This is a genomic window from Streptomyces sp. M41, from assembly GCF_043673425.1.
GTDB lineage: Bacteria > Actinomycetota > Actinomycetes > Streptomycetales > Streptomycetaceae > Streptomyces.
Genome location: NZ_JBIMKE010000038.1, coordinates 23,416 through 41,788, shown reverse-complemented (window position 1 = coordinate 41,788; position 18,373 = coordinate 23,416). Strand labels below are relative to the sequence as shown.

Annotated in this window: 18 protein-coding genes and 1 tRNA gene; 10 read left to right on the top strand and 9 right to left on the bottom strand. The window is 69.4% G+C overall.

Translation table 11 applies throughout. The features are described 5' to 3' along the window. The first annotated feature begins 1,410 nt into the window (after positions 1-1,410). From ACHBTE_RS32175 to ACHBTE_RS32165, 3 genes are all read left to right on the top strand, one after another. On the top strand, positions 1,411-1,608 hold the full coding sequence (locus tag ACHBTE_RS32175; RefSeq protein ID WP_394728607.1) for a helix-turn-helix domain-containing protein: 198 nt from the start codon (positions 1,411-1,413) through the stop codon (positions 1,606-1,608). A 57-nt stretch (positions 1,609-1,665) separates the two neighbouring features. Continuing rightward, positions 1,666-2,865, top strand: coding sequence for a tyrosine-type recombinase/integrase (locus tag ACHBTE_RS32170; protein ID WP_394728605.1), 1,200 nt, complete (start codon positions 1,666-1,668; stop codon positions 2,863-2,865). A gap of 123 nt (positions 2,866-2,988) precedes the next feature. Further along, entirely contained in the window at positions 2,989-3,507 is a 519-nt protein-coding gene (locus tag ACHBTE_RS32165) for a hypothetical protein (RefSeq protein ID WP_394728603.1), read from the top strand. A gap of 149 nt (positions 3,508-3,656) precedes the next feature. On the opposite strand, the gene ACHBTE_RS32160 is transcribed toward ACHBTE_RS32165, so the two are convergent. Continuing rightward, positions 3,657-3,730, bottom strand: a tRNA-Pro gene (locus ACHBTE_RS32160). 158 nt (positions 3,731-3,888) lie between these two features. Between ACHBTE_RS32160 and ACHBTE_RS32155 the strand changes: the two genes are divergently transcribed. The 3 genes from ACHBTE_RS32155 to ACHBTE_RS32145 all read left to right on the top strand — a co-directional run bounded on the left by ACHBTE_RS32155 (position 3,889) and on the right by ACHBTE_RS32145 (position 6,990). Next, positions 3,889-4,413 (top strand): DUF309 domain-containing protein, encoded by a 525-nt coding sequence (locus tag ACHBTE_RS32155; RefSeq protein WP_394728601.1) that lies wholly within the window; start codon positions 3,889-3,891, stop codon positions 4,411-4,413. Between the two features lie 128 nt (positions 4,414-4,541). Further along, positions 4,542-5,321 carry a precorrin-6A synthase (deacetylating) gene (gene cobF / locus ACHBTE_RS32150; RefSeq protein ID WP_394728599.1) on the top strand — a complete coding sequence of 260 codons (780 nt, stop codon included), beginning with the start codon at positions 4,542-4,544 and terminating at the stop codon, positions 5,319-5,321. Positions 5,322-5,523: 202 nt separating this feature from the next. Beyond that, a complete protein-coding gene (locus tag ACHBTE_RS32145; protein WP_394728597.1) occupies positions 5,524-6,990 on the top strand; it encodes a hypothetical protein in 1,467 nt (488 codons plus the stop codon). A gap of 69 nt (positions 6,991-7,059) precedes the next feature. On the opposite strand, the gene ACHBTE_RS32140 is transcribed toward ACHBTE_RS32145, so the two are convergent. Together ACHBTE_RS32140 and ACHBTE_RS32135 are read right to left on the bottom strand one after the other, a co-directional pair. Then, positions 7,060-7,830: a sulfite exporter TauE/SafE family protein gene (locus ACHBTE_RS32140; protein ID WP_394728595.1), complete on the bottom strand. Its 771-nt coding sequence runs from the start codon at positions 7,828-7,830 to the stop codon at positions 7,060-7,062. Between the two features lie 146 nt (positions 7,831-7,976). Then, positions 7,977-9,164 (bottom strand): thiolase family protein, encoded by a 1,188-nt coding sequence (locus ACHBTE_RS32135; protein WP_394728593.1) that lies wholly within the window; start codon positions 9,162-9,164, stop codon positions 7,977-7,979. A gap of 131 nt (positions 9,165-9,295) precedes the next feature. On the opposite strand from ACHBTE_RS32135, the gene ACHBTE_RS32130 reads away from it, so the two are divergent. The 4 genes from ACHBTE_RS32130 (at position 9,296) to ACHBTE_RS32115 (ending at position 12,094) form a co-directional block, all read left to right on the top strand. Further along, positions 9,296-10,114, top strand: a complete 819-nt coding sequence (locus tag ACHBTE_RS32130; protein ID WP_394728591.1) for an alpha/beta hydrolase — start codon at positions 9,296-9,298, stop codon at positions 10,112-10,114. Positions 10,115-10,197: 83 nt separating this feature from the next. Next, positions 10,198-10,680: a Dps family protein gene (locus ACHBTE_RS32125; protein WP_394728589.1), complete on the top strand. Its 483-nt coding sequence runs from the start codon at positions 10,198-10,200 to the stop codon at positions 10,678-10,680. A gap of 92 nt (positions 10,681-10,772) precedes the next feature. After that, complete coding sequence (locus ACHBTE_RS32120) at positions 10,773-11,105, top strand: DUF3140 domain-containing protein (protein WP_394728587.1); 333 nt, start codon at positions 10,773-10,775, stop codon at positions 11,103-11,105. 116 nt (positions 11,106-11,221) lie between these two features. Then, a complete protein-coding gene (locus ACHBTE_RS32115) occupies positions 11,222-12,094 on the top strand; it encodes an SAM-dependent methyltransferase (protein ID WP_394728585.1) in 873 nt (290 codons plus the stop codon). A gap of 12 nt (positions 12,095-12,106) precedes the next feature. On the opposite strand, the gene ACHBTE_RS32110 is transcribed toward ACHBTE_RS32115, so the two are convergent. From ACHBTE_RS32110 to ACHBTE_RS32085, 6 genes are read right to left on the bottom strand one after another with little or no spacing between them, the layout of a single operon-like run. Then, positions 12,107-12,799 (bottom strand): SDR family NAD(P)-dependent oxidoreductase, encoded by a 693-nt coding sequence (locus ACHBTE_RS32110; protein WP_394728583.1) that lies wholly within the window; start codon positions 12,797-12,799, stop codon positions 12,107-12,109. Further along, on the bottom strand, positions 12,796-13,671 hold the full coding sequence (locus ACHBTE_RS32105) for a cupin domain-containing protein (protein ID WP_394728581.1): 876 nt from the start codon (positions 13,669-13,671) through the stop codon (positions 12,796-12,798). Before ACHBTE_RS32105 ends, ACHBTE_RS32110 begins: the two co-directional genes overlap by 4 nt. Next, positions 13,668-15,020 carry an amidohydrolase family protein gene (locus tag ACHBTE_RS32100; RefSeq protein WP_394728579.1) on the bottom strand — a complete coding sequence of 451 codons (1,353 nt, stop codon included), beginning with the start codon at positions 15,018-15,020 and terminating at the stop codon, positions 13,668-13,670. Before ACHBTE_RS32100 ends, ACHBTE_RS32105 begins: the two co-directional genes overlap by 4 nt. A gap of 21 nt (positions 15,021-15,041) precedes the next feature. Continuing rightward, positions 15,042-16,022: an alpha-ketoacid dehydrogenase subunit beta gene (locus tag ACHBTE_RS32095; RefSeq protein WP_394728577.1), complete on the bottom strand. Its 981-nt coding sequence runs from the start codon at positions 16,020-16,022 to the stop codon at positions 15,042-15,044. Then, on the bottom strand, positions 16,010-16,987 hold the full coding sequence (locus tag ACHBTE_RS32090) for a thiamine pyrophosphate-dependent dehydrogenase E1 component subunit alpha (RefSeq protein WP_394728575.1): 978 nt from the start codon (positions 16,985-16,987) through the stop codon (positions 16,010-16,012). The genes ACHBTE_RS32095 and ACHBTE_RS32090 overlap by 13 nt, the downstream gene beginning before the upstream one ends. Then, positions 16,987-18,333 (bottom strand): M24 family metallopeptidase, encoded by a 1,347-nt coding sequence (locus tag ACHBTE_RS32085; RefSeq protein WP_394728573.1) that lies wholly within the window; start codon positions 18,331-18,333, stop codon positions 16,987-16,989. Before ACHBTE_RS32085 ends, ACHBTE_RS32090 begins: the two co-directional genes overlap by 1 nt. Positions 18,334-18,373: the final 40 nt, after the last annotated feature.

Sequence of the window (18,373 nt, the reverse complement as noted above, 5' to 3'; positions counted from 1 at the left end):
TTTGAAAAGCGACGCGTCAGCGTCGATAGGAAAGGCGAAGGGAAACGAGGGAGCGAAGAGAGCGGGGAATAGGGGAGCCTCCAAGGGGGAACTGAGGGGGTTTCATTGCCGTGTCAAAAACGGCAGCGAGGCTGAATGTGAGTTCCAAGCACGGCCGGGCGATTCACTTTGTACCACCCGATGTTGTATGGGCGAGTACAGAAGTTGATCGCAAAAGGTGATCGAGTAGTTTCTGTACCCGTACCGGATGGTGGTCGGGTGTCGTACCGGTTCAGGCCGGTACACCAACCGGTACGAGTACCGGGGTTGTTCGAGGAGTGCGGTTGCACATTCATAGCTGGAAGGAACGGCACGCTGACCAGCGTGTCTGGGGGTGACGAAGACGGGGGGAGTCAGCCCCACCACAGGGTTGGATCGCGACTCCCGTGCGGTCGGTGGCGCGGCTGACTCCCCCCGTCCTCTCCGCCTGCACACACAGGTTCCCTGTGGCCCTTCGGGGTGTGCCGGCTCCGAGGCCACCCCCAAGGGGGGACATAGTGGCGACGCGGCGGCATTCCTTCCAGACCTTCCTTCCGCCGCGCCGCAATGGACCGCTCACGCGGTGAGTTGGAATCCTTCGGATCCAACGAGATGGAGGGCTTCGCCATGAGGACTGTGGCTTGGTATCCAAGCTGACGAGCTGGCGAGACAGGCCTGCCGGTCTTCTAGGTGGTCGGCACGGAGATCTACTCGTTGACCATGGAGATCTCGGAGTTCTTGATGGATGTTGATCTCGACTTTGTGTGGTGTGCATGAAGTTCGAGCAGATCTCCATGAAAAACGAGACGCCTCTGGCATGCCTCCTCGCGCTTTTGCAGCGTGTCACATGGCTTTCACAGCTGCGTCAAGATGCCGCCAGGTGGCGGCCCGCTGCGACGGCTCGCGATCTTGACTCGCCAGTGCGCCATGTGCTTGTGAGTTTCTGCGCGAAGAGGCGCAGAAAGGAGGTGAGATCAATGGAGTACACGATCATTCGTGTCTATCGGGTTCCGGCAGATACACAGCCGGAAGCCACAGACCGGTTCATGGAGGCTGTGGAATCAGGAGTTGAGCGTGACTTTCATGTCCGCGACTACGTGAAGGGTCCGGCGGGTCAAAGCCCGCGGATGTCTTCGCAACGTTCGTGGTGGGAGTTGGTTCGGCGCCAACTCGTGGGGAGATGATCTCTCCACACATGTCTGGTTCGACCGACTGAAGTCGGCTCGGAAATATCCTGTCCTTATTGCCTGGATCCGTAGCTTTTGATGCTTTTGCCTCTTAAAATGAGAGTACCCTCGCCGGTGAGCCTCTTCGTGCGAACCTGCGATCGTCTTTCAAAGTCCTCGGCCTCCGTCGTGATCCGACGCGGGCCGCCTTGGAGGATGATCCTTCATGAGACCCACCCTTGATGAGATCCGTTCATGGGCAGCCACCGTTGACGTCTGTCAGGCTGCTCACGCCTTGGGTATCTCCCGTTCCCACCTCTACGAGTTGATCAAGAGGGATCAAGCGCCCTTTCGAGTTGTTTCTTTCGGCACTAGGTATCGAGTGATCACGGCATCGTTGGTTCGATATCTCGAAGCAGAGTAGGAAGTAGAAGCAGTCATCTACACGGTGTGTTGTAATCCCGGAGGTGATACACGTCCAATGACTGATCCCATAAAGAAGCTGGTACTGCGGGACGGCACGGTGCGATATCGCTTCGTAACGGATGGCCCCCGCAAGGCCGACGGGAAACGTCGGCAGATCACTAAAACCTTTGACACACGTCGAGAAGCTCGGGACGAACTCGCTCGAATCCGTCACCAGTCCAAGACAGGTGAGTACGTCGCCCCGACCAAGTTGACTGTTAACGAGCTCCTGGATATCTGGTTGCGAGCAGCCACACGTGATGTCGAGGAGGCGACTGCGTCCAACTACGACAACGCGGTCCGTCCAGTTCGGAACCACCTTGGGTACAAGCGGGTACAGCAGCTCACCGAGGAGGACGTTGAGGAGTTCGTCGACTGGCTTGTCACGAGCGGACGCCGACGGGGAGGGAAACCCGGCACGGGTCTTGGTGCCCGCTCAGTTCAGCTGACGCTTGGCCGCTTTCGTTCGTCTCTGCATCTGGCCGTGCGCCGTGGTTGGGTGGTTCGTAACGTTGCGGAGCACGTGCGAATATCCCGAGACGCCCGTACCCGGGCCGCCCAGAATGCGCCGGAGCGTCGTCCATGGGACGAGTCTGAGGTGAAAGCCTTTATCGAGGCGAGCAAGGACCACCGGCTGTTTGGTGTCATGCTGCTTACCCTGATCGCCGAGCGTCCCGCAGAAGTCTGCGGTGCGCGCTGGCGTGAGGACGTCGACCTCTCAGGGGAGGGGACCATTGCCGTAGGCAATACCCGAACCATCGTCTACGACCGAGCCCAGGAGCGAGGACTACGAAACAAGGTCGTTGAGAAGCAGCCCAAAACCGTCAACGGCAAGCGCGTCTTGCCGCTGCCCAAGCCTGTTCATAGCGCGCTTGTAGCGCTGTCTGCTCTACAGGCGAAGGAGAAGGAGCAGGCGGGCGAGGCCTACGAGGACTCGGGCTACGTCGTGGTCGATGAGCTGGGGAGACCGTTTAAGACCGACAAGCTTCGGCGTGAAGCACAGAAGCTGATGGAGGCAGCAGGCGTCCGCAGGGTCCGTTTGTACGACGCCCGCCATGCCTGTCTGTCCTGGATGGCCAACAACGGTGTGCCCGACACCGTCGTCTCGGCCTGGGCCGGACACAGCGACCTGTCCTTCACCAAGCGGGTCTATGTCCATCCTGACCCGCAGAGCCTCAAGGCCGGCTCGGAGAAGCTGAGCGAGCTGCTCGGTTAGTGTGCTGACCGCATAGGTTCACCAGGTTGGTGATGCGGACAACCAGTCAATCACCACTCTTGACTGCCCGTCACACAGGCTCTCACACTGAGTAGCCAGTTGCTGGTCGATCGGGGAGTGGGTGTGCTGGTGAACGTGGTGTCTCTCACCGTCTCCATCCTCGCCCTGGCAATCTCTGGGTTTTTTGCGTTCCGGCAGCTGCACTCTGCCCAGAGCGCCAACGTTCTGGCGATGATTCTCAATGGCTTCAGCGAGACCAGGGATCCCGCGTACTCGGAGGCGATCGAGTACGTGCTGTATCACCTCCCGGCCGACTATCCGCAGCCGATCTCTTACCTGCACCTCGCCGAACCGCACAAGTCACACGTGCGTCGGGTGGGTTTCTTCTACGACGACCTCGGCAAGCTTGTCGCGCACGGCGTGGTTGACGAGAAGCTGATCATCGGTGCGTACGGGCGAAGTCTCCTCCGAGCGTGGACAATTCTTGCGCCGTTCATTTATTTCGAACGCCAGGAACACCAACGCATGCCGATGCGGTACTTCGAGGACCTTGCGTATCGGGTTAGCCGTACCTCTCCGGAAACGGTCTACGCCCACATCGGGCTGGGATTGCTCCCACCGCCAGCCATCCCGACGAGCTAGTGGTTAGCGCAGGGTGATGGAGCCACCTGTGTGACGAGATCATTCCAGTTTGTGAGAAATTGTGAGACGAGAGTCTCGGAGACGATCAAGGGCCTTGCCTCACCTGAGTGAAACAAGGCCCTGACCTGCAACGACGGAGCGGACTCCAGTCGGGACGACAGGATTTGAACCTGCGACCCCTTGACCCCCAGTCAAGTGCGCTACCAAGCTGCGCCACGTCCCGATGCGCGTCGTGCGGTGAACCGCGTGATCGCGCGAACAGCACTTTACCCCACGGCGGCGGTCGGGCCGAAGGCGGTGTCCGGCGCGGCGCAGGAGCGGGTCCGGGCCCTGGCGGGGCCGGAGCGACGGCGGCCGGTCGGGGGCGTGGACAATCGGTGTATGGGCAGCACATCGGCAGGACGGCAGGACGGCGCGCGGGACCGGGACAGCGAGGGGCGGGCACGCAACGCCCGGCCCCGGGACGGTCTCGGGCGGCCTCTCCCGTACGGCGCGGACGGCGTCGCCCGGCAGCCCGAGGGCGTCGTACGGACCCCGGAGCAGAGCGTCGCCGAGGCGCAGGAACTGCTGGACGAGGGCAAGCCGTTCCATGCGCACGAGGTCTTCGAGGACGCCTGGAAGTCGGGGCCGCAGGAGGAGCGCGCCCTGTGGCGAGGGCTGGCCCAGCTCGCGGTGGGGCTCACCCACGCGGCCCGGGGCAATGTGACGGGCGGGGCGCGGCTGCTGCGGCGCGGTGCGGGGGCCGTGGAGGACTGGGCGTCGTCGGGTGCCGGGCAGGCGCGGCCGTACGGGATCGATCTCGCGGGGGTCGTGGCTTGGGCGCGGGAGCTGGCCGGTGACGTGGAGGCGGGCGGTGAGCCCGTGGACGCTCGGGGGCGGGCCGTGAGGCTGCGGGGGGCGGCCTAGGCCCTGTCGTCAAATTCCCGCCTGCCGTGCGGGCGGACGACGGGAATTTGACGACAGGCCCTAGCGGGCCTCGGGGCCGGTGGGGGCTCGCGGGCCGCGTTGTCAGTGGGGTGCGGCAGACTCGGGGCGTGCGAAAGATTCATGTGATCGGGATCGGGGCGGGTGACCCCGAGCAGCTGACGTTGCAGGCGGTTCGGGCGCTGCGCGGTACGGATGTGTTCTTCATCCTCGACAAGGGCGAGGTGAAGTCGGATCTCACGCGGCTGCGCCGGGACATGCTGGACACCCACATACCGGAGGGGACCTATCGGGTGGTGGCGGTCCGGGATCCCGAGCGTGACCGGTCCGCGGAAGGCGCCGCCTACTCCCCGGCCGTCGGGGACTGGCGCAGTGCGCGTGCCCGGATCTACGAGCGGCTGATCGCCGAGGAGGTCGGCGAGAGCGGCACCGGCGCGTTTCTGGTGTGGGGTGATCCTGCGCTGTACGACAGCACGCTCGGGATCCTGGAGGAGGTCCTGGGCCGGGGCGCCGTGGAGTTCGCCTATGACGTCGTGCCCGGCATCAGCAGTGTCTCCGCCCTGGCCGCCCGGCATCGGACGGGGCTCAACCGGGTCGCCCGGCCCGTACAGATCACCACCGGGCGGCGGCTCGCCGAGGGGCTCCCGGAGGGCGTGGACGACGTGGTCGTCATGCTCGACGCCCACCAGACCTTCCTGCAGTACGCCGACCAGGACATCCACATCTACTGGGGCGCGTACATCGGCACCCCGGACGAGATCCTCGTCTCGGGTCCGATCGCCGAGGCCGCGCCCCGCATCGAGCGGCTGCGCGCTCAGGCCCGGGAGCGCAAGGGCTGGATCATGGACACCTATCTGCTGCGCCGGAATCCGGAGGGGGAGCAGCGGTAGGCGGGCGGCGGAGCAGCAGGAAGGGGCCCGGTGCGGATGGGCGCGAGCGCCGGCTGCCCGGTTCCTGCCGATGCCCCGGCCGGCACCCAGGCCCGCGAACACTATGAACACAACGATCAGACCCGTGGTTCCGCTCCCCGCCGCTCCCTAGCATCGCGGCGCACGGCTCGACGACGTGCCGACGACGACGAGGAGCAGCGTCTTGGACTGGACGAGAACGCATGGAGTGATCCGCAGGTCGGTCCCGGTGGCCTCGCGGCGGCGCAGGACGCTGGCCGCGGTGCTGGCGGGTGCTCTCACCGTCGGCATCCTCGTCGGTGCCTCGAACGCCCGGGGGGACGCGGCGGGTCCGGCGCCGGCCGACTGTCCCGCGGAGCTGGTCGGGAAGGCCAGTTGCTACACCGGCCGTGACGTGAGCGGCGCCTACTACGCGATGGCGGTGCCCGCCGACTGGAACGGCTCGCTGGTCGTGCACGCTCACGGCGGCCCCGACCTCGGTGCGGAGTCCGACCCGGCCCGCAGCCTCGACGATCTGGGCCGCTGGTCGGTGATGGTGAAGGAGGGCTACGCCTGGGCGGGCTCGTCGTACCGCCGGGGCGGCTACGGGACGCGGATGGCCGCCGCGGACACCGAGAGTGTGCGCCGGCTGTTCGTCGGGGAGTTCGGCAGGCCGAAGCGAACGTTCGTGCACGGCCAGTCGTGGGGCGGGAACGTCGCGGCGAAGGTCGTCGAGACCTACGGCGGACAGCGCGGTGCCTATGACGGGGCACTGCTCACCAACGGCGTCCTCGCCGGTGGCTCGCGCGGCTACGACCACCGGGTCGACCTGCGCGTCGTCTACCAGTACTACTGCGGCAACCACCCCCGCCCGACCGAGCCGCAGTACCCGCTGTGGCAGGGGCTGCGCGCCGGGTCCACCATGACCGGCGCCGGGCTGCGCGCCCGGCTTCAGGAGTGCACCGGTCACGCGTCGGCGCCCGAGGAGCGCACCGCGCTCCAGCAGCGCAATCTCGACGACATCCTGGCGGTCACGAAGATCCCTGAGCGCACCCTGGAGTCTCATCTGCGGTTCGCCACCTTTACGTTCCGGGATGTCGTGCACGACCGGCTCGGCGGCCGGAACCCCTTCGGCAACCAGGGCGTCCGGTACTCCGGGTCACATGACGACGCGGCGCTCAACGCCGGTGTCGAACGCTTCTCGCCCGACCCGACGGCCGTACGCGACCTGTCCTACGACAGCGATCTCACCGGCAAGGTGTCGATACCGGTGCTGACGCTGCACGCGATCGACGATCCGACGGCGTTCGTGGAGCACGAGGCGGCGTACCGGGCCGCCCTGCGGGGGGCCGGGCGGGACGGGCGCCTGGTGCAGACGTTCACGCGGGAGCACGAGCACAGTGAGCTGAGCGACGCCGAGTACGCGTCGTCCGTGGCGGCGCTGGACCGATGGGTGCGGACCGGTGCGCGGCCGACGGCCCGGGCGGTGGCGGCTTCCTGCGCTGCGTTCGACCGTACCTATGGCACCGGATGCTTCTACGACCCGGCGTTCCGCCCGGCGCCGTACGCCTCGCGGGTCGAGCCCCGGCCGGGTGGGCTGCGGTGGCCGGCCATGACCGCGGGTCAGGAGCGGGCGTGGAGCCGGATCGAGGGGGTCGGGATCGCTCCCTGAGCGGGCTCGGGGCGGGGCTCCTCGACGGTCTCCTGGAGGGGCCCCGCGACCGGCCCGGCGCGACGGCGGTCAGAGCAGCAGCTGTACGCCGCCCACGACCGTCGCCGCGATCACGAGTTGCTCGAACAGGCGCTGGTTGATGCGGTCCACCGCCCATTTGCCGAGCAGGGCGCCGGGCACGACGAAGGCCGCGAGTGCGGCGTCGAGCAGCAGTGACGAGCCGTCGATGAGGCCGAGGCCGGCGCTGAAGGGCACCTTGGAGACGTTGACGATCAGGAAGAAGAAGGCCGAGGTCCCGAGGAACCCGAGCTTGCGGAAGCCCGCCGACAGCAGGTAGAGCGACATCACCGGGCCGCCCGCGTTGGCGACCATCGTGGTGAAACCGCCCAGTACGCCGTAGGAACGCGCCTTGATCCGGCCGGCGCGGGTGGTGACCGAGTCCGGTTCCTCGTCCTTGTCCGCGCTGCGGCGGCGCCACACGGTCACCGCCGCCATCAGCAGCAGGATCGCGCCGATCGACGTACGGACGATGCCGTCGTCCGCCCACATCAGGAACAGCGTGCCGAGGACGACGCCGGCGGCGACGGCCGGGAACAGCCGCCACAGCGTGGGCCAGTGGGCGTGCCGTCGGTAGGTGAGGACGGCCAGGACGTCACCGGCGATCAGGATCGGCAGGAGGATGCCGGTGGAGGCGCGGGCGGGCAGTACGGCGGCGAAGATTGCGAGGCTGACCGTGTTGGCCCCGCTCACGGCTGTCTTGGAGAAGCCGACGAGCAGGGCCGCGAAGGCGAGCGCGGCGAACTCCCAACCGGTGAGATGCCAAAGATTCATCGTGTCCATGCGGGGACCGATGGTATGTGCAGACATCAGGTCCGGGCAGGACCGTCTCGCCAGTCGGGAGCCGCCCCGGGACGGGGGTGCGGCGAGGGCGCCGCGGGACGGGGGTGCAGCGAGGGCGCCGCGGGTGCGCCAGGTGCGGACACGGCCTAGTGCCGCTCGACCAGCACCGCGCTGCCCTGCCCCACGCCCACGCACATCGTCGCCAGACCCCGCTCCGCCCCCGTCCGCCGCATGCGGTGCAGCAGGGTGGTGAGGATGCGGGCGCCGGAGCAGCCCAGCGGGTGGCCCAGTGCGATGGCGCCGCCGCTCGCGTTGACCAGGTCGGGGTCGATGCCCAGTTCGTCCACGCAGGCCAGTGCCTGCGCCGCGAACGCCTCGTTGAACTCGGCCTCCTGGAGGTCGCCGATCGACCAGTCGGCGCGGGCCAGGACCTTGCGGGTGGCCGGGACCGGTCCGATCCCCATCACATCGGGGTGGACTCCGGCCGAGGCGCCGGCGACATAGCGGCCCAGGGACTCCAGGCCCAGGTCGTTCAGGGCCTCCTCGCTGACCAGGAGCAGTCCGGCGGCGCCGTCGTTCATCGGGGAGGCATTGCCGGCCGTGACGCTGCCGCCGGCCCGGAAGACGGGCTTCAGCCGGGCCAGCTTCTCGTACGACGTGTCCTCGCGGACGCATTCGTCGCTGTCGACCAGCACTCCGTCCGGGCGCTCGACGGGCAGCAGTTCGTCGTCGAAGTGACCGTTCTTGCGGGCCTCGGCGGCTCGTCGGTGGCTGCGCAGCGCGAACTCGTCCTGCCGTTCGCGCGCGATCCCGTACCGCTCGGCGACCTCCTCGGCGGTCTCGCCCATGGCGAGCAGGCCGTGCAGCTCCTTCATCGCCGGGTTGACCAGGCGCCAGCCGAGCCGGGTGTCCGCGGTCTCGATGCGGTGGGGCAGTGCCTCGTCGGGCCGGGGCAGCACGAAGGGGGCGCGGCTCATGGACTCCGAGCCGCCGGCCAGCACGATGTCGGCCTCGCCCGCGGCGATGGTGCGGGCGGCGGTGGTGACGGCTTCGAGGCCGGAGGCGCACAGGCGGTTGACGGTGGCGCCGGGGACCGACTCGGGCAGGCCGGCGAGGAGGGCGGCCATGCGGGCGACGTTGCGGTTGTCCTCGCCGGCCTGGTTGGCGGCGCCCCAGTAGACGTCGTCGATCCGGGCCGGGTCCAGTGCGGGCACATCGGCGACGAGGCCCCGGATCACGGTGGCGGCGAGATCGTCGGGGCGTACCGACGACAGCGCTCCGCGCAGCTTGCCGATGGGGGTGCGGCGGGCCGCCGCGAAGTGAACGGGACGCACGACAGGTTCTCCTGACCGGGCAGTATGGATCGGCACCCTCTTAATTAGCACCGCTAGTTTCGGACTATAGACCGACCCGTCCGGCCCTGGGAAGATCCCCGGGACCCTTCACCGACGCAGCCGGAGGAACCATGGCCGACACCCACGAGCATGTCCTCGACGGGAGCCGGGGATCCATCGTCGTACGCGAATGGCCGAATCGCCGACCCCGGTACCTCGCGCTCGTGGTGCACGGCTACGCGGAGCACGCCGGCCGGTACGCCGGGGTGGCCGAGGTGCTCCTCGCGCACGGCGCGGCCGTGTTCGGGCCGGATCACGTCGGCCACGGGCGATCGGCGGGCGAGCGGGTGGTGATCGAGGACTTCGAGGACGTGGTCGCCGATCTGCACGCCGTCGCGGGACTGGCCCGGGCCGCGCACCCCGGTCTGCCGCTCGTCCTGATCGGGCACTCCATGGGCGGACTGATCGCCGCCCGTTACGCACAGCTGCACGGCGCCGGGCTCGCCGCGCTGGTGCTGTCGGGGCCGGTGCTCGGCGACTGGGCACTGCCCCGGCGGCTGCTCGCCCTGGACGAGATCCCGGACACTCCGATCAGCCCGGCCGCGCTCTCCCGTGACCCCGCGGTGGGCGCGGCGTACGCGGCGGACCCGCTGGTCTGGCACGGCCCGATGAAGCGGCCGACGGTGGAGGCGTTCGCGCGGATGCTGGACACCGTGTCCGACGGCGGCGACATCGGGCCCGTACCGCTGCTGTGGCTGCACGGCGACGACGACCGGCTGGTACCGCTCGCCGGCAGCAGGGTCGGCATTCGGGCGCTGCGCGGGAAGGCGCTGACCGAGCGTGTCTACCCCGGGGCCCGGCACGAGGTGTTCCACGAGACGAACAGGGTGGACGTGCTCTCCGACCTCGTCCGATTCCTGGACGAGGTGTTCACATTCCGAGACGCGTGACGTTTTGCGGCTGTTCCGCCGGGGCACCCGCGCCGACATCGACCAAGCCATGGAATCGACCAAGCCATGAGGAGGAGCCCGGCATGACCGTGGTCAAGAGCACGCTCCCCGAACCGGCTCGCCGAGTCGCCGGGGACGCCTTGCAGAGCACTCTCGTAGATCTTCTCGGGCTGTCGCTGATCGGGAAGCAGGCGCACTGGAACATCGTGGGCCCGCGGTTCCGCTCGATCCACTTGCAGCTCGACGAGGTCGTGTCACTGGCCCGCGCACACGCCGACACCGTCGCCGAACGGTCCTCGGCGCTCGGCCTGCCCCCGGACGGCCGTCCGGAGACGATCGCCGCGGCGTACACCCTGCCCGGCCCCAAGGACGGCTGGGTGCGCGACACCGAGGTCGTCCAGGTGATCGCGGACGCGCTGGGGTCGGCCATCGAGCGGCTGCGCGAACGCATCGACGCGACCGCCGAGCCGGACCCGGTGACGCAGGATCTGCTGATCACCATCACCGGCGACCTGGAGAAGCAGCGCTGGATGTTCGACGCCGAGAACTGGCCGCCCGGCGACTGACCCGCCCGTGACCGCGGAGCCGTTCGGCGCAGAGCCGATCCGCGCAGAGCCGATCCGCGCAGAGCCCACCCCACAGAGAAAGGGGAGACACCGTGACCGACGCCCTCGAACTCGACGCGCTGTGGGAGAACTTCCATCGCGCCGTGAACATGACCTCGCAGGAACTGGCCGCCTGGCTGCGGGTCAGGGACGCGGACGAGAACACCGAGCCACTGCCGGACCAGGCCGGCTCACCCACCGGGCAGCACGTCCTCGCGATCCTCCAGAAGCGGCGCACGGACCTCACCGACGACGACCTCCAGGTGATGTATGACGTCGTGGACACCGTCGCCGCCGAGGCGGACGTGGAGAACGAGCCGGAGCCCGAACAGACCCGGCGCCGGCATCAGTTGATGACGATCGGCCACGATCCGCTGAAGCCGTGAGCGACAGCGGGGGTGGTACACGCGAGCACGAGGAGGTGGCCGACGACAGCCTCCGCAGCGCCGGTTGATCGTGAAAGACTGCTCGCTCGTCACGTCGTCGAGCAGAGGAGAGCCGCGTGACCGGGACCGAGCCGGCCGTACCCCGGATCGACACGAGCAGGCCCCATCCGGCCCGGGTGTACGACTGGTTCCTCGGCGGCAAGGACAACTACCCCGTGGACGAGGAACTCGGCCGGCAGATCGCCGCCATGCAGGGCGACGCCCCACGGCACGCGCGGGCCAACCGCCGCTTCATGCGCCGGGCCACCCGGGCCGTCGTCCGTGAGACGGGCATCCGGCAGTTCCTGGACATCGGTTCCGGCATCCCGACCGAGCCCAATCTGCATCAGATCGCCCAGTCCGTCGCCCCGGACGCCCGTGTGGTGTACGTCGACAACGACCCGATCGTGCTCGCCCACGCGGGCGCACTGCTGCGCGGCACGCCGGAGGGGGTGACCGAGTATGTGCAGGCCGACGCGCGCGAGCCGGAGCGGATTCTCGAACAGGCCGCGTCCGTCCTCGACTTCGACCGGCCCGTGGCCCTGTCGCTGATCGCGCTCCTGCACTTCATCGCGGACGACGACGGTGCCCACGAGCTGGTGGACACGCTGGTCGGCGCGCTGGCACCGGGCAGTTGCCTGGCGCTGTCGGCGATGACGGCCGACTTCGACCCGGTGAACGTGAACCGGGGCATCGCGGCGTACGCGGCCGGCGGGGTGACGCTCGTGGCCCGTTCGCACGCCGAGATGAGCCGGTTCTTCACGGGACTCGACGTGCTGGAACCGGGGATCGTCTCCCTGTCCGACTGGCGCCCGGCCATGGACGACGGGGAGGGCCGGGAGAGGGAGGAGGACCCGAACGACGCGGGCGGCGGGGCCGGTGACGCGGCCGGTGACGCGAAGAAGGCGGAGCCCGTCTCGCTGTACGGGGCGGTCGGCCTCAAGCGCTGAACCGCACCCGGCTCACCCCAGCAACCACCCCCCGTCCACGGCGAGTTCGACGGCGTTGACCGAGCGGTTGCGCAGCAGGAAGTCCACGGCGTCCACGACGTCGGCCATCGTGGCGAGCCGTCCGGTGGGTGTCCTGGCGCTCAGTGCCGCCCGCACTTCCTCGGGTCTGGCACGCCAGTGCGGGCTGTCGCCGACGACGCCCGGGTGCACGGCGTTGACCCGCACCGGCGCCAGTTCGACGGCGAGGGTGTTCATCAGGCCGCGCACCCCGGCGTTGACGGTCGCGACCGTCGTCGCCCCCGGGTACGGCCGCTCCTTGGCCTGCCCGCCGAACAGGACGATCGCGCTCTCGTCGTGCAGCCGGGGCCGCAGGGCGTGCACGACCTCGGTGTAGCCGACGAGTTTGAGCGTGACCAGACGCAGGGCGGCGTCGATGTCGTACTCGGCGACCCGGTTGTCGTCCCGGGAGACCCCCGCGATCACCAGATGGTCGAGGCGGCCGACCCCGGCCAGCGCGGCGGCGATCTCACTAGGCCGGGACAGGTCGAGGGCGATGCCGTCGACGGCGCCGGCCTCCTTCGCCACCGTGTCGGCGCGCCGTGCGTCTCGGCCGGTGAGGATCACCTGGTCGCCCCGCTCCGCGCGGAAGCGGGCGAACTCACGGCCGATCCCGGACGTCCCGCCCACGACGAGCACACTGCTCATGACCCCAGGGCCTCCCTCAGATACTCCCAGTCCCGGGTGAACCGGTACGAGTGGCGGGACGGCGGCTGCGGCGCCTGTGTCTCCAGCCAACGCAGCGTCCCCTCCCCCGCGTTGGCGAACCCGTGCACACAGCCGGCGCCCGCCCAGGCGACGTCACCGGGTCCGAGCCGGTACCGCTCGCCGTCGAAGGTGGCGTCGGTACGGCCCTCGAGGATCAGGTACGTCTCCTCGAAGGGGTGGTCGTGTGCGCCCGCGACGCCGTCGGGGGCATACCGCACCATGAACATGGTGGAGGAGACCGCACCGAGGTCGCCGTCGACCATCGGCTTCACGGTGATCCCGCTGTACACGAGCAGCGCCGTGCGCATGCTCGCCGACTCCGCGAGCAGGTCCTGGGACTGTTTGCCGGGGTCCATCCGGTCGGGTTCGATATGGCCGAAGCACCGGGTGCGCGGATCGCGGACGTCGATGCGCACGGGCTCGCGCGCGGGCAGCGCGGGCACCGCCTGGGTGTCGTGGCCGTAGCGGGCCCGGGGCACCGGGGCGAGCATGTCGGCCCAGCGCCCGCCGGTGCCGCCCGCGCCGCGCCAGGCGTGCGGGACGCCGACGGGAAGGAGCCCGTAGTCGCCTTCTTCGAGCAGGTACGACCCCTCGGGCACGTCCAGGATCACCGCCCCGTCGAGGAGGTGGAAGCTCTCCTCGTAGGAGTGCACATGCGCGGCGACCCGGCCGTCCGGCCGTATCTCGCACACCCCGAAGCCGGTGTGCACACTGCCGTCGCCCTCGCCGACCAACTCCCGCCGCCGGTGGCCGAGTTCGTCGTACGGCGGCTCCGGGACGGCGGCGGCCCGGCGCACCAGGTGTCGGGTCATGCCGCGCTCTTCGCCTCCTTCGCCGCGAGGAGCCGGGCCCGGGACTCCTCGACCAGGCGCCGGGCCCGTTCGAGGTCGGCGGTCAGCCTGCCGTCGCGCTTGCGGATCATGCCGTCGACGATGACCGTGTCGACGTTGGAGACATCGGCGGACAGGGTGACCGCGGCAGCGGCGTCGTGCACCGGGGCGACGTTCGGCGCGGTGGCGTCGATCGCCACGACGTCGGCGCGCTTGCCGGGCGTCAGGGTGCCGGTGCGGTCCTCCAGGCCCGCGACATGGGCGCCGTTGCGGGTGGCGATGTCCAGCATCTGACGTGCCGTCAACATGGTGTCCGGAACCGGCAGGTTCGCCTTCCAGCAGTCGGCGTTGACCCGGGCCCGTTCGGCACCGAAGGCCGCGCGGATCTGGGTGAACATGTCGCCGGGCACGGTGGTGACGACGTCGATGCTCAGGGAGGGCCGCAGCCCGTACTCGATGGCCTTCGTCACGGGCGGCCAGCCGTGCCCCATCTGCAACTCGACCTGCGGCGCGATCGACACCGTGCCGCCGCTGTCGGCGACCATCCGCCACTCCTCCTCACTGAAGTAGCAGCAGTGCACATAGGTGGTGTCGGAGCCGAGCAGCCCGAGGTCGGCGAGCTGTTTGACCATGCCGAAGCGGCCGGCCAGCCGGCCCATGGCCACATGCACGGTGATCGGGATGCCCAGCTCGCGGGCGAGGTTCCATTCGCCGGTGACGACCTCGTCGGTGCAGAAGCCGGGGCCGCGGGTGGCGAGGGCCATGGTCAGCAGGCCGCTGTCGGAGGAGAAGTAGGTGTCACGGATGCGGCGTACGTCGTCCGCGGGGATCGAGATCTTGCTCTCGAACCAGTAGTCGGCCAAGGAGGTGTTGGCGCTGCCGTACGCGTACTGGGCACGGATGCCGCTGTCGGTGAGCGCCTGGACCGCGGCGTCCGGATGTGCGGGGGTGTTGTTGATGTGCGACCAGTCGACGAGGGTCGTGATGCCGGCGTTCAGGCATTCCAGCGACCCCGCGAGGTTGCCCGCGTACACGTCCTCCGGCGTGTACAGCGGTGCGAAGGTGTCGAGGATGTCGACGAAGTAGTCGTCCAGGGTGGCGTCGGGGGCGACATTGCGGATCGGCGCCTCCCAGGTGTGCCGGTGGGTGTCCACGAAGCCGGGGATCACGATACGGCCGCTCATGTCGAGCACCTCGGCGTCGGCGCCGATCTCCCGGTCCACCGCCGTGATCGTGCCGTCCTCGATGAGGACGTCCCCCTTGGGCAGGTCCCCGATGCCGGGGTCCATCGACAGCACGTGGCCGCCGCGCAGGAGTATCCGATTGTTCATCGCCCTTCCTCCCTCGGGTGTTCAGTAGGCGGCGAGGCCGCGTACGACCGCCACGACCTTCTCGACGGTGGGGATCACCCGCTCCTCCAGCGCGTCGGCGAACGGCAGCGGGACGCACTCCCCCGCCACCCGCCGTACCGGCGCGTCCAGCAGGCCGAAGCCCTCGTCGGCGACGACCGAGACGAGTGTGGCGCCCCAGCCGCCCTGGTACGGGTTCTCCTCGACGGTGACGAGCCGCGAGGTGCGGCCCAGCGAGGCGAGCACGGTGCTCATGTCCAGCGGCACCAGACAGCGCAGATCGACGACCTCGGCCTCGATGCCCTCGCCGGCCAGGACCCCGGCGGCCTCGAGGGCGAGCGGCACCATGGAGGCAAGGGCCACGAGGGTGACGTCGGCGCCTTCGCGGACGACGGCGGCGCGGCCCAGCTCGACGACGTGGTCCGGCGGCGGGGGTGCGCTCTTGCCGGCGAGGAGCGCCTTGTGCTCGAAGAAGACCACGGGGTCGTCGCTGCGGATCGCCGCCGCCATCATGCCGATCACGTCGGCGGGGGTGGCGGGCGCGGCGATCTTCAGTCCGGGCACGGTGAACGCCCAGTTCTCGGTGGCCTGCGAGTGCTGGGCGCCGAAGCCGAGTCCGCCGCCGTTGGCGGTGCGCACGACGAGCGGGACGGTGACCTGACCGCCGGTCATGTACCGCACCTTGGGGATCTCGTTGGCGAGGTAGTCCCAGCAGCAGGCCAGGAAGTCGGAGAACATGATCTCGGCGACGGGCCGCATGCCCGTCATCGCCGCCCCCATCGCGGCCCCCACGATGGCCTGTTCGGCGATGGGCGTGTCCCACACGCGCTCCGGCCCGAACTCCGATCGCAGGCCGACGGTCGTCTTGAACACGCCCCCGGCCTCGCCGATGTCCTCGCCCAGGCACACGACGGACGGATCGCGGCGCATCTCCCGTGCGATGCCCTCGGCGACCGCCTCCCGGTAGGTGATCACGTCCGCCACGCCACACCTCCGTCGGCCCATACGTCGGTCAGCGCCTCGTCGGGATCGGGCGGCGGGGCCGCCTTGGCTGCTTCGACCGCCCGCTGGACGACAGCGGTCGCGCGCTCCTCGGCCTCGCGGAGCACGGCCTCGGCCACGCCCGCCTCGGCCAGCCGTCCGCGCGCCAGGTCCAGCGGGTCGTGCCGGAGCCAGCGTTCGACCTCCTCGGCCGGGCGGTAGGCGGCCGGGTCGGAGCGGCTGTGCCCGAAGTGCCGGTAGGTCTGCGCCTCCAGCAGCGCGGGCCCGTCTCCCGCCCGGGCCCGCCCCGCGTGCCTGGCCACGGCCTCCTGCACGGCGACCACGTCGTTGCCGTCGACCACTTCGCCGGGGATGCCGTAGGCGGGCGCCCGGTCGGCGGCAGGGCGGGCCACGGCCGTGACGTCGGCGATCGGCGTGTACTCCATGTACAGGTTGTTCTCGCAGACGAACAGCACGGGCAGCTTCCATACGGCGGCCAGGTTGAGCGTCTCGTGGAAGGCGCCGATGTTGGTGGCGCCGTCGCCGAAGAACGCGACGGCGATCCGGTCGGTGCCGCGCAGCCGTGCCGACCAGGCGGCGCCGGCGGCCATGGGGAGGTGGGCGCCGACGATGGCGTAGGAGCCGAGCATGCCGGTGGACGCCTTGGTCAGGTGCATGGATCCGCCCTTGGCCCCGCACAACCCGGTGGCCCGGCTCATGAGTTCGGCGAGACATTCCTCCGGGGTGGCGCCGCGGGCCATCGCGTGATGGTGGCCCCGGTAGGTGGCGAAGACGTAGTCGTCGGGGCGCAGGGCCGCGCTCGCGCCGACGGCGATGGCCTCGTGTCCGGCGGCGAGGTGGGTGGTGCCTTTGACGAGCCCTTGGAGGAACAGGTCGTGGGCGGCCTTCTCCGTGCGGCGGATGACGGTCATCTGCTCGTAGGCGCTGAGGAGTTCGGCCGGTTCCATCAGGGTGTCCCCTCGCCGCGGGAGGTGGGGGTGTTGAGATGGGACTGTGACTCGCGGCGGGTGTCGAGCTCGCCGCCGACCGTCCAGTACTTGCGGCCGGCCACCAGCAGTTCCTCCGCGGGGAACTTGGTGATGACCTCGCAGCCGTCGGCGGTGACGACCAGTTCCTCCTCGATGCGGGCGGCGGACCAGCCGTCGGTGGCGGGCCAGTAGGTCTCCAGGGCGAACACCATGCCCTCTTCGAGGACTTCGGGGTGGTCGAGGGAGACCAGCCTGCTGAAGATGGGCTTTTCCCAGATCGACAGGCCGACGCCATGGCCGTACTGGAGGGCGAAGGCGGCGGTCTCGTCGGCGAAGCCGAACTCGTCGGCGCGCGGCCACACCTGGACGATGTTGGCGGTCGTGGCACCGGGCCGGACGAGGGCGATGGCCTGGTCCATGTACGCGCGGCAGCGGACGTAGGCGTCGCGCTGGGCGCGGGAGGCGCTGCCGACCGCGAAGGTGCGGTAGTAGCAGGTGCGGTAGCCGAGGTGGCTGTGCAGGATGTCGAAGAACGCGGGGTCGCCGGGGCGGATCAGGCGGTCGCTGTAGACATGCGGGTGGGGTGAGCAGCGCTCGCCGGAGATGGCGTTGACGCCCTCGACGTACTCGCTGCCGAGGTCGTACAGCACCTTGCTGACCAGTCCGACGCACTCGTTCTCACGGACGCCGGGCCGCAGGTGGTCGTAGAGCTCCTCGTACGCCGCGTCGACCATGGCGCAGGCCTGGGTGAGCAGGGAGATCTCGTCCGGGGTCTTGATGCGGCGGGCCTCCAGGAAGACCTGTTGCCCGTCGACGACCTCGATGCCCTCGGCGCGCAGCGCGGTGAGGACCGGCATCTCGACGACGTCGATGCCGAGCGGCTCGTCGGCCAGACCGTGTGCGCGCAGTTCGGTGACGATCTTCGCGGCGACGTCCGCGGCGATGCCGGCCTGCGGGTGGAAGGCGCCGCGCAGGGTGGAGATGCCGGCGCGGGCGCCGGTGGGCGGGCCGCCCTCCTTGCCGTCGCTGTAGTCGAGCCACGGATTGTAGAGCTGGTGGTGGCGGGCCGCGGAGCCGAAGTCCCAGACGACCGGTTCGCCGCCGCGCACCAGCAGGGCGAAGCGGATCAGCTTGTCCATGGCCCAGGTGCCGATGTGCGTGGCCGTCATGTAGCGGATGTTGGCGAAGTCGAAGCTGAGAACCGCGCCGAGCTCTGAGCGGTTCAGGGTCTGGTGGAGGCGCGCCAGCCGCTGTCTGCGCAGGCGGTCCAGGTCGACGCGTTCTTCCCAGTCGACGGCATTGGGTCCGAAAGTGCGGATCGCCATGGCGACCACCCCCGCTTCGGAGTCAACGACTGTGAACGGC

Excerpts from the sequence above, each read along its gene's own strand:
- ACHBTE_RS32175 (WP_394728607.1), top strand. The coding sequence starts at position 1,411 with ATGAGACCCACCCTTGATGAGATCCGTTCATGGGCAGCCACCGTTGAC.
- ACHBTE_RS32170 (WP_394728605.1), top strand. The coding sequence starts at position 1,666 with ATGACTGATCCCATAAAGAAGCTGGTACTGCGGGACGGCACGGTGCGA.
- ACHBTE_RS32155 (WP_394728601.1), top strand. The coding sequence starts at position 3,889 with ATGGGCAGCACATCGGCAGGACGGCAGGACGGCGCGCGGGACCGGGAC.
- ACHBTE_RS32140 (WP_394728595.1), bottom strand. The coding sequence starts at position 7,830 with ATGGACACGATGAATCTTTGGCATCTCACCGGTTGGGAGTTCGCCGCG.
- ACHBTE_RS32130 (WP_394728591.1), top strand. The coding sequence starts at position 9,296 with ATGGCCGACACCCACGAGCATGTCCTCGACGGGAGCCGGGGATCCATC.
- ACHBTE_RS32125 (WP_394728589.1), top strand. The coding sequence starts at position 10,198 with ATGACCGTGGTCAAGAGCACGCTCCCCGAACCGGCTCGCCGAGTCGCC.
- ACHBTE_RS32110 (WP_394728583.1), bottom strand. The coding sequence starts at position 12,799 with ATGAGCAGTGTGCTCGTCGTGGGCGGGACGTCCGGGATCGGCCGTGAG.
- ACHBTE_RS32105 (WP_394728581.1), bottom strand. The coding sequence starts at position 13,671 with ATGACCCGACACCTGGTGCGCCGGGCCGCCGCCGTCCCGGAGCCGCCG.
- ACHBTE_RS32100 (WP_394728579.1), bottom strand. The coding sequence starts at position 15,020 with ATGAACAATCGGATACTCCTGCGCGGCGGCCACGTGCTGTCGATGGAC.
- ACHBTE_RS32090 (WP_394728575.1), bottom strand. The coding sequence starts at position 16,987 with ATGGAACCGGCCGAACTCCTCAGCGCCTACGAGCAGATGACCGTCATC.
- ACHBTE_RS32085 (WP_394728573.1), bottom strand. The coding sequence starts at position 18,333 with ATGGCGATCCGCACTTTCGGACCCAATGCCGTCGACTGGGAAGAACGC.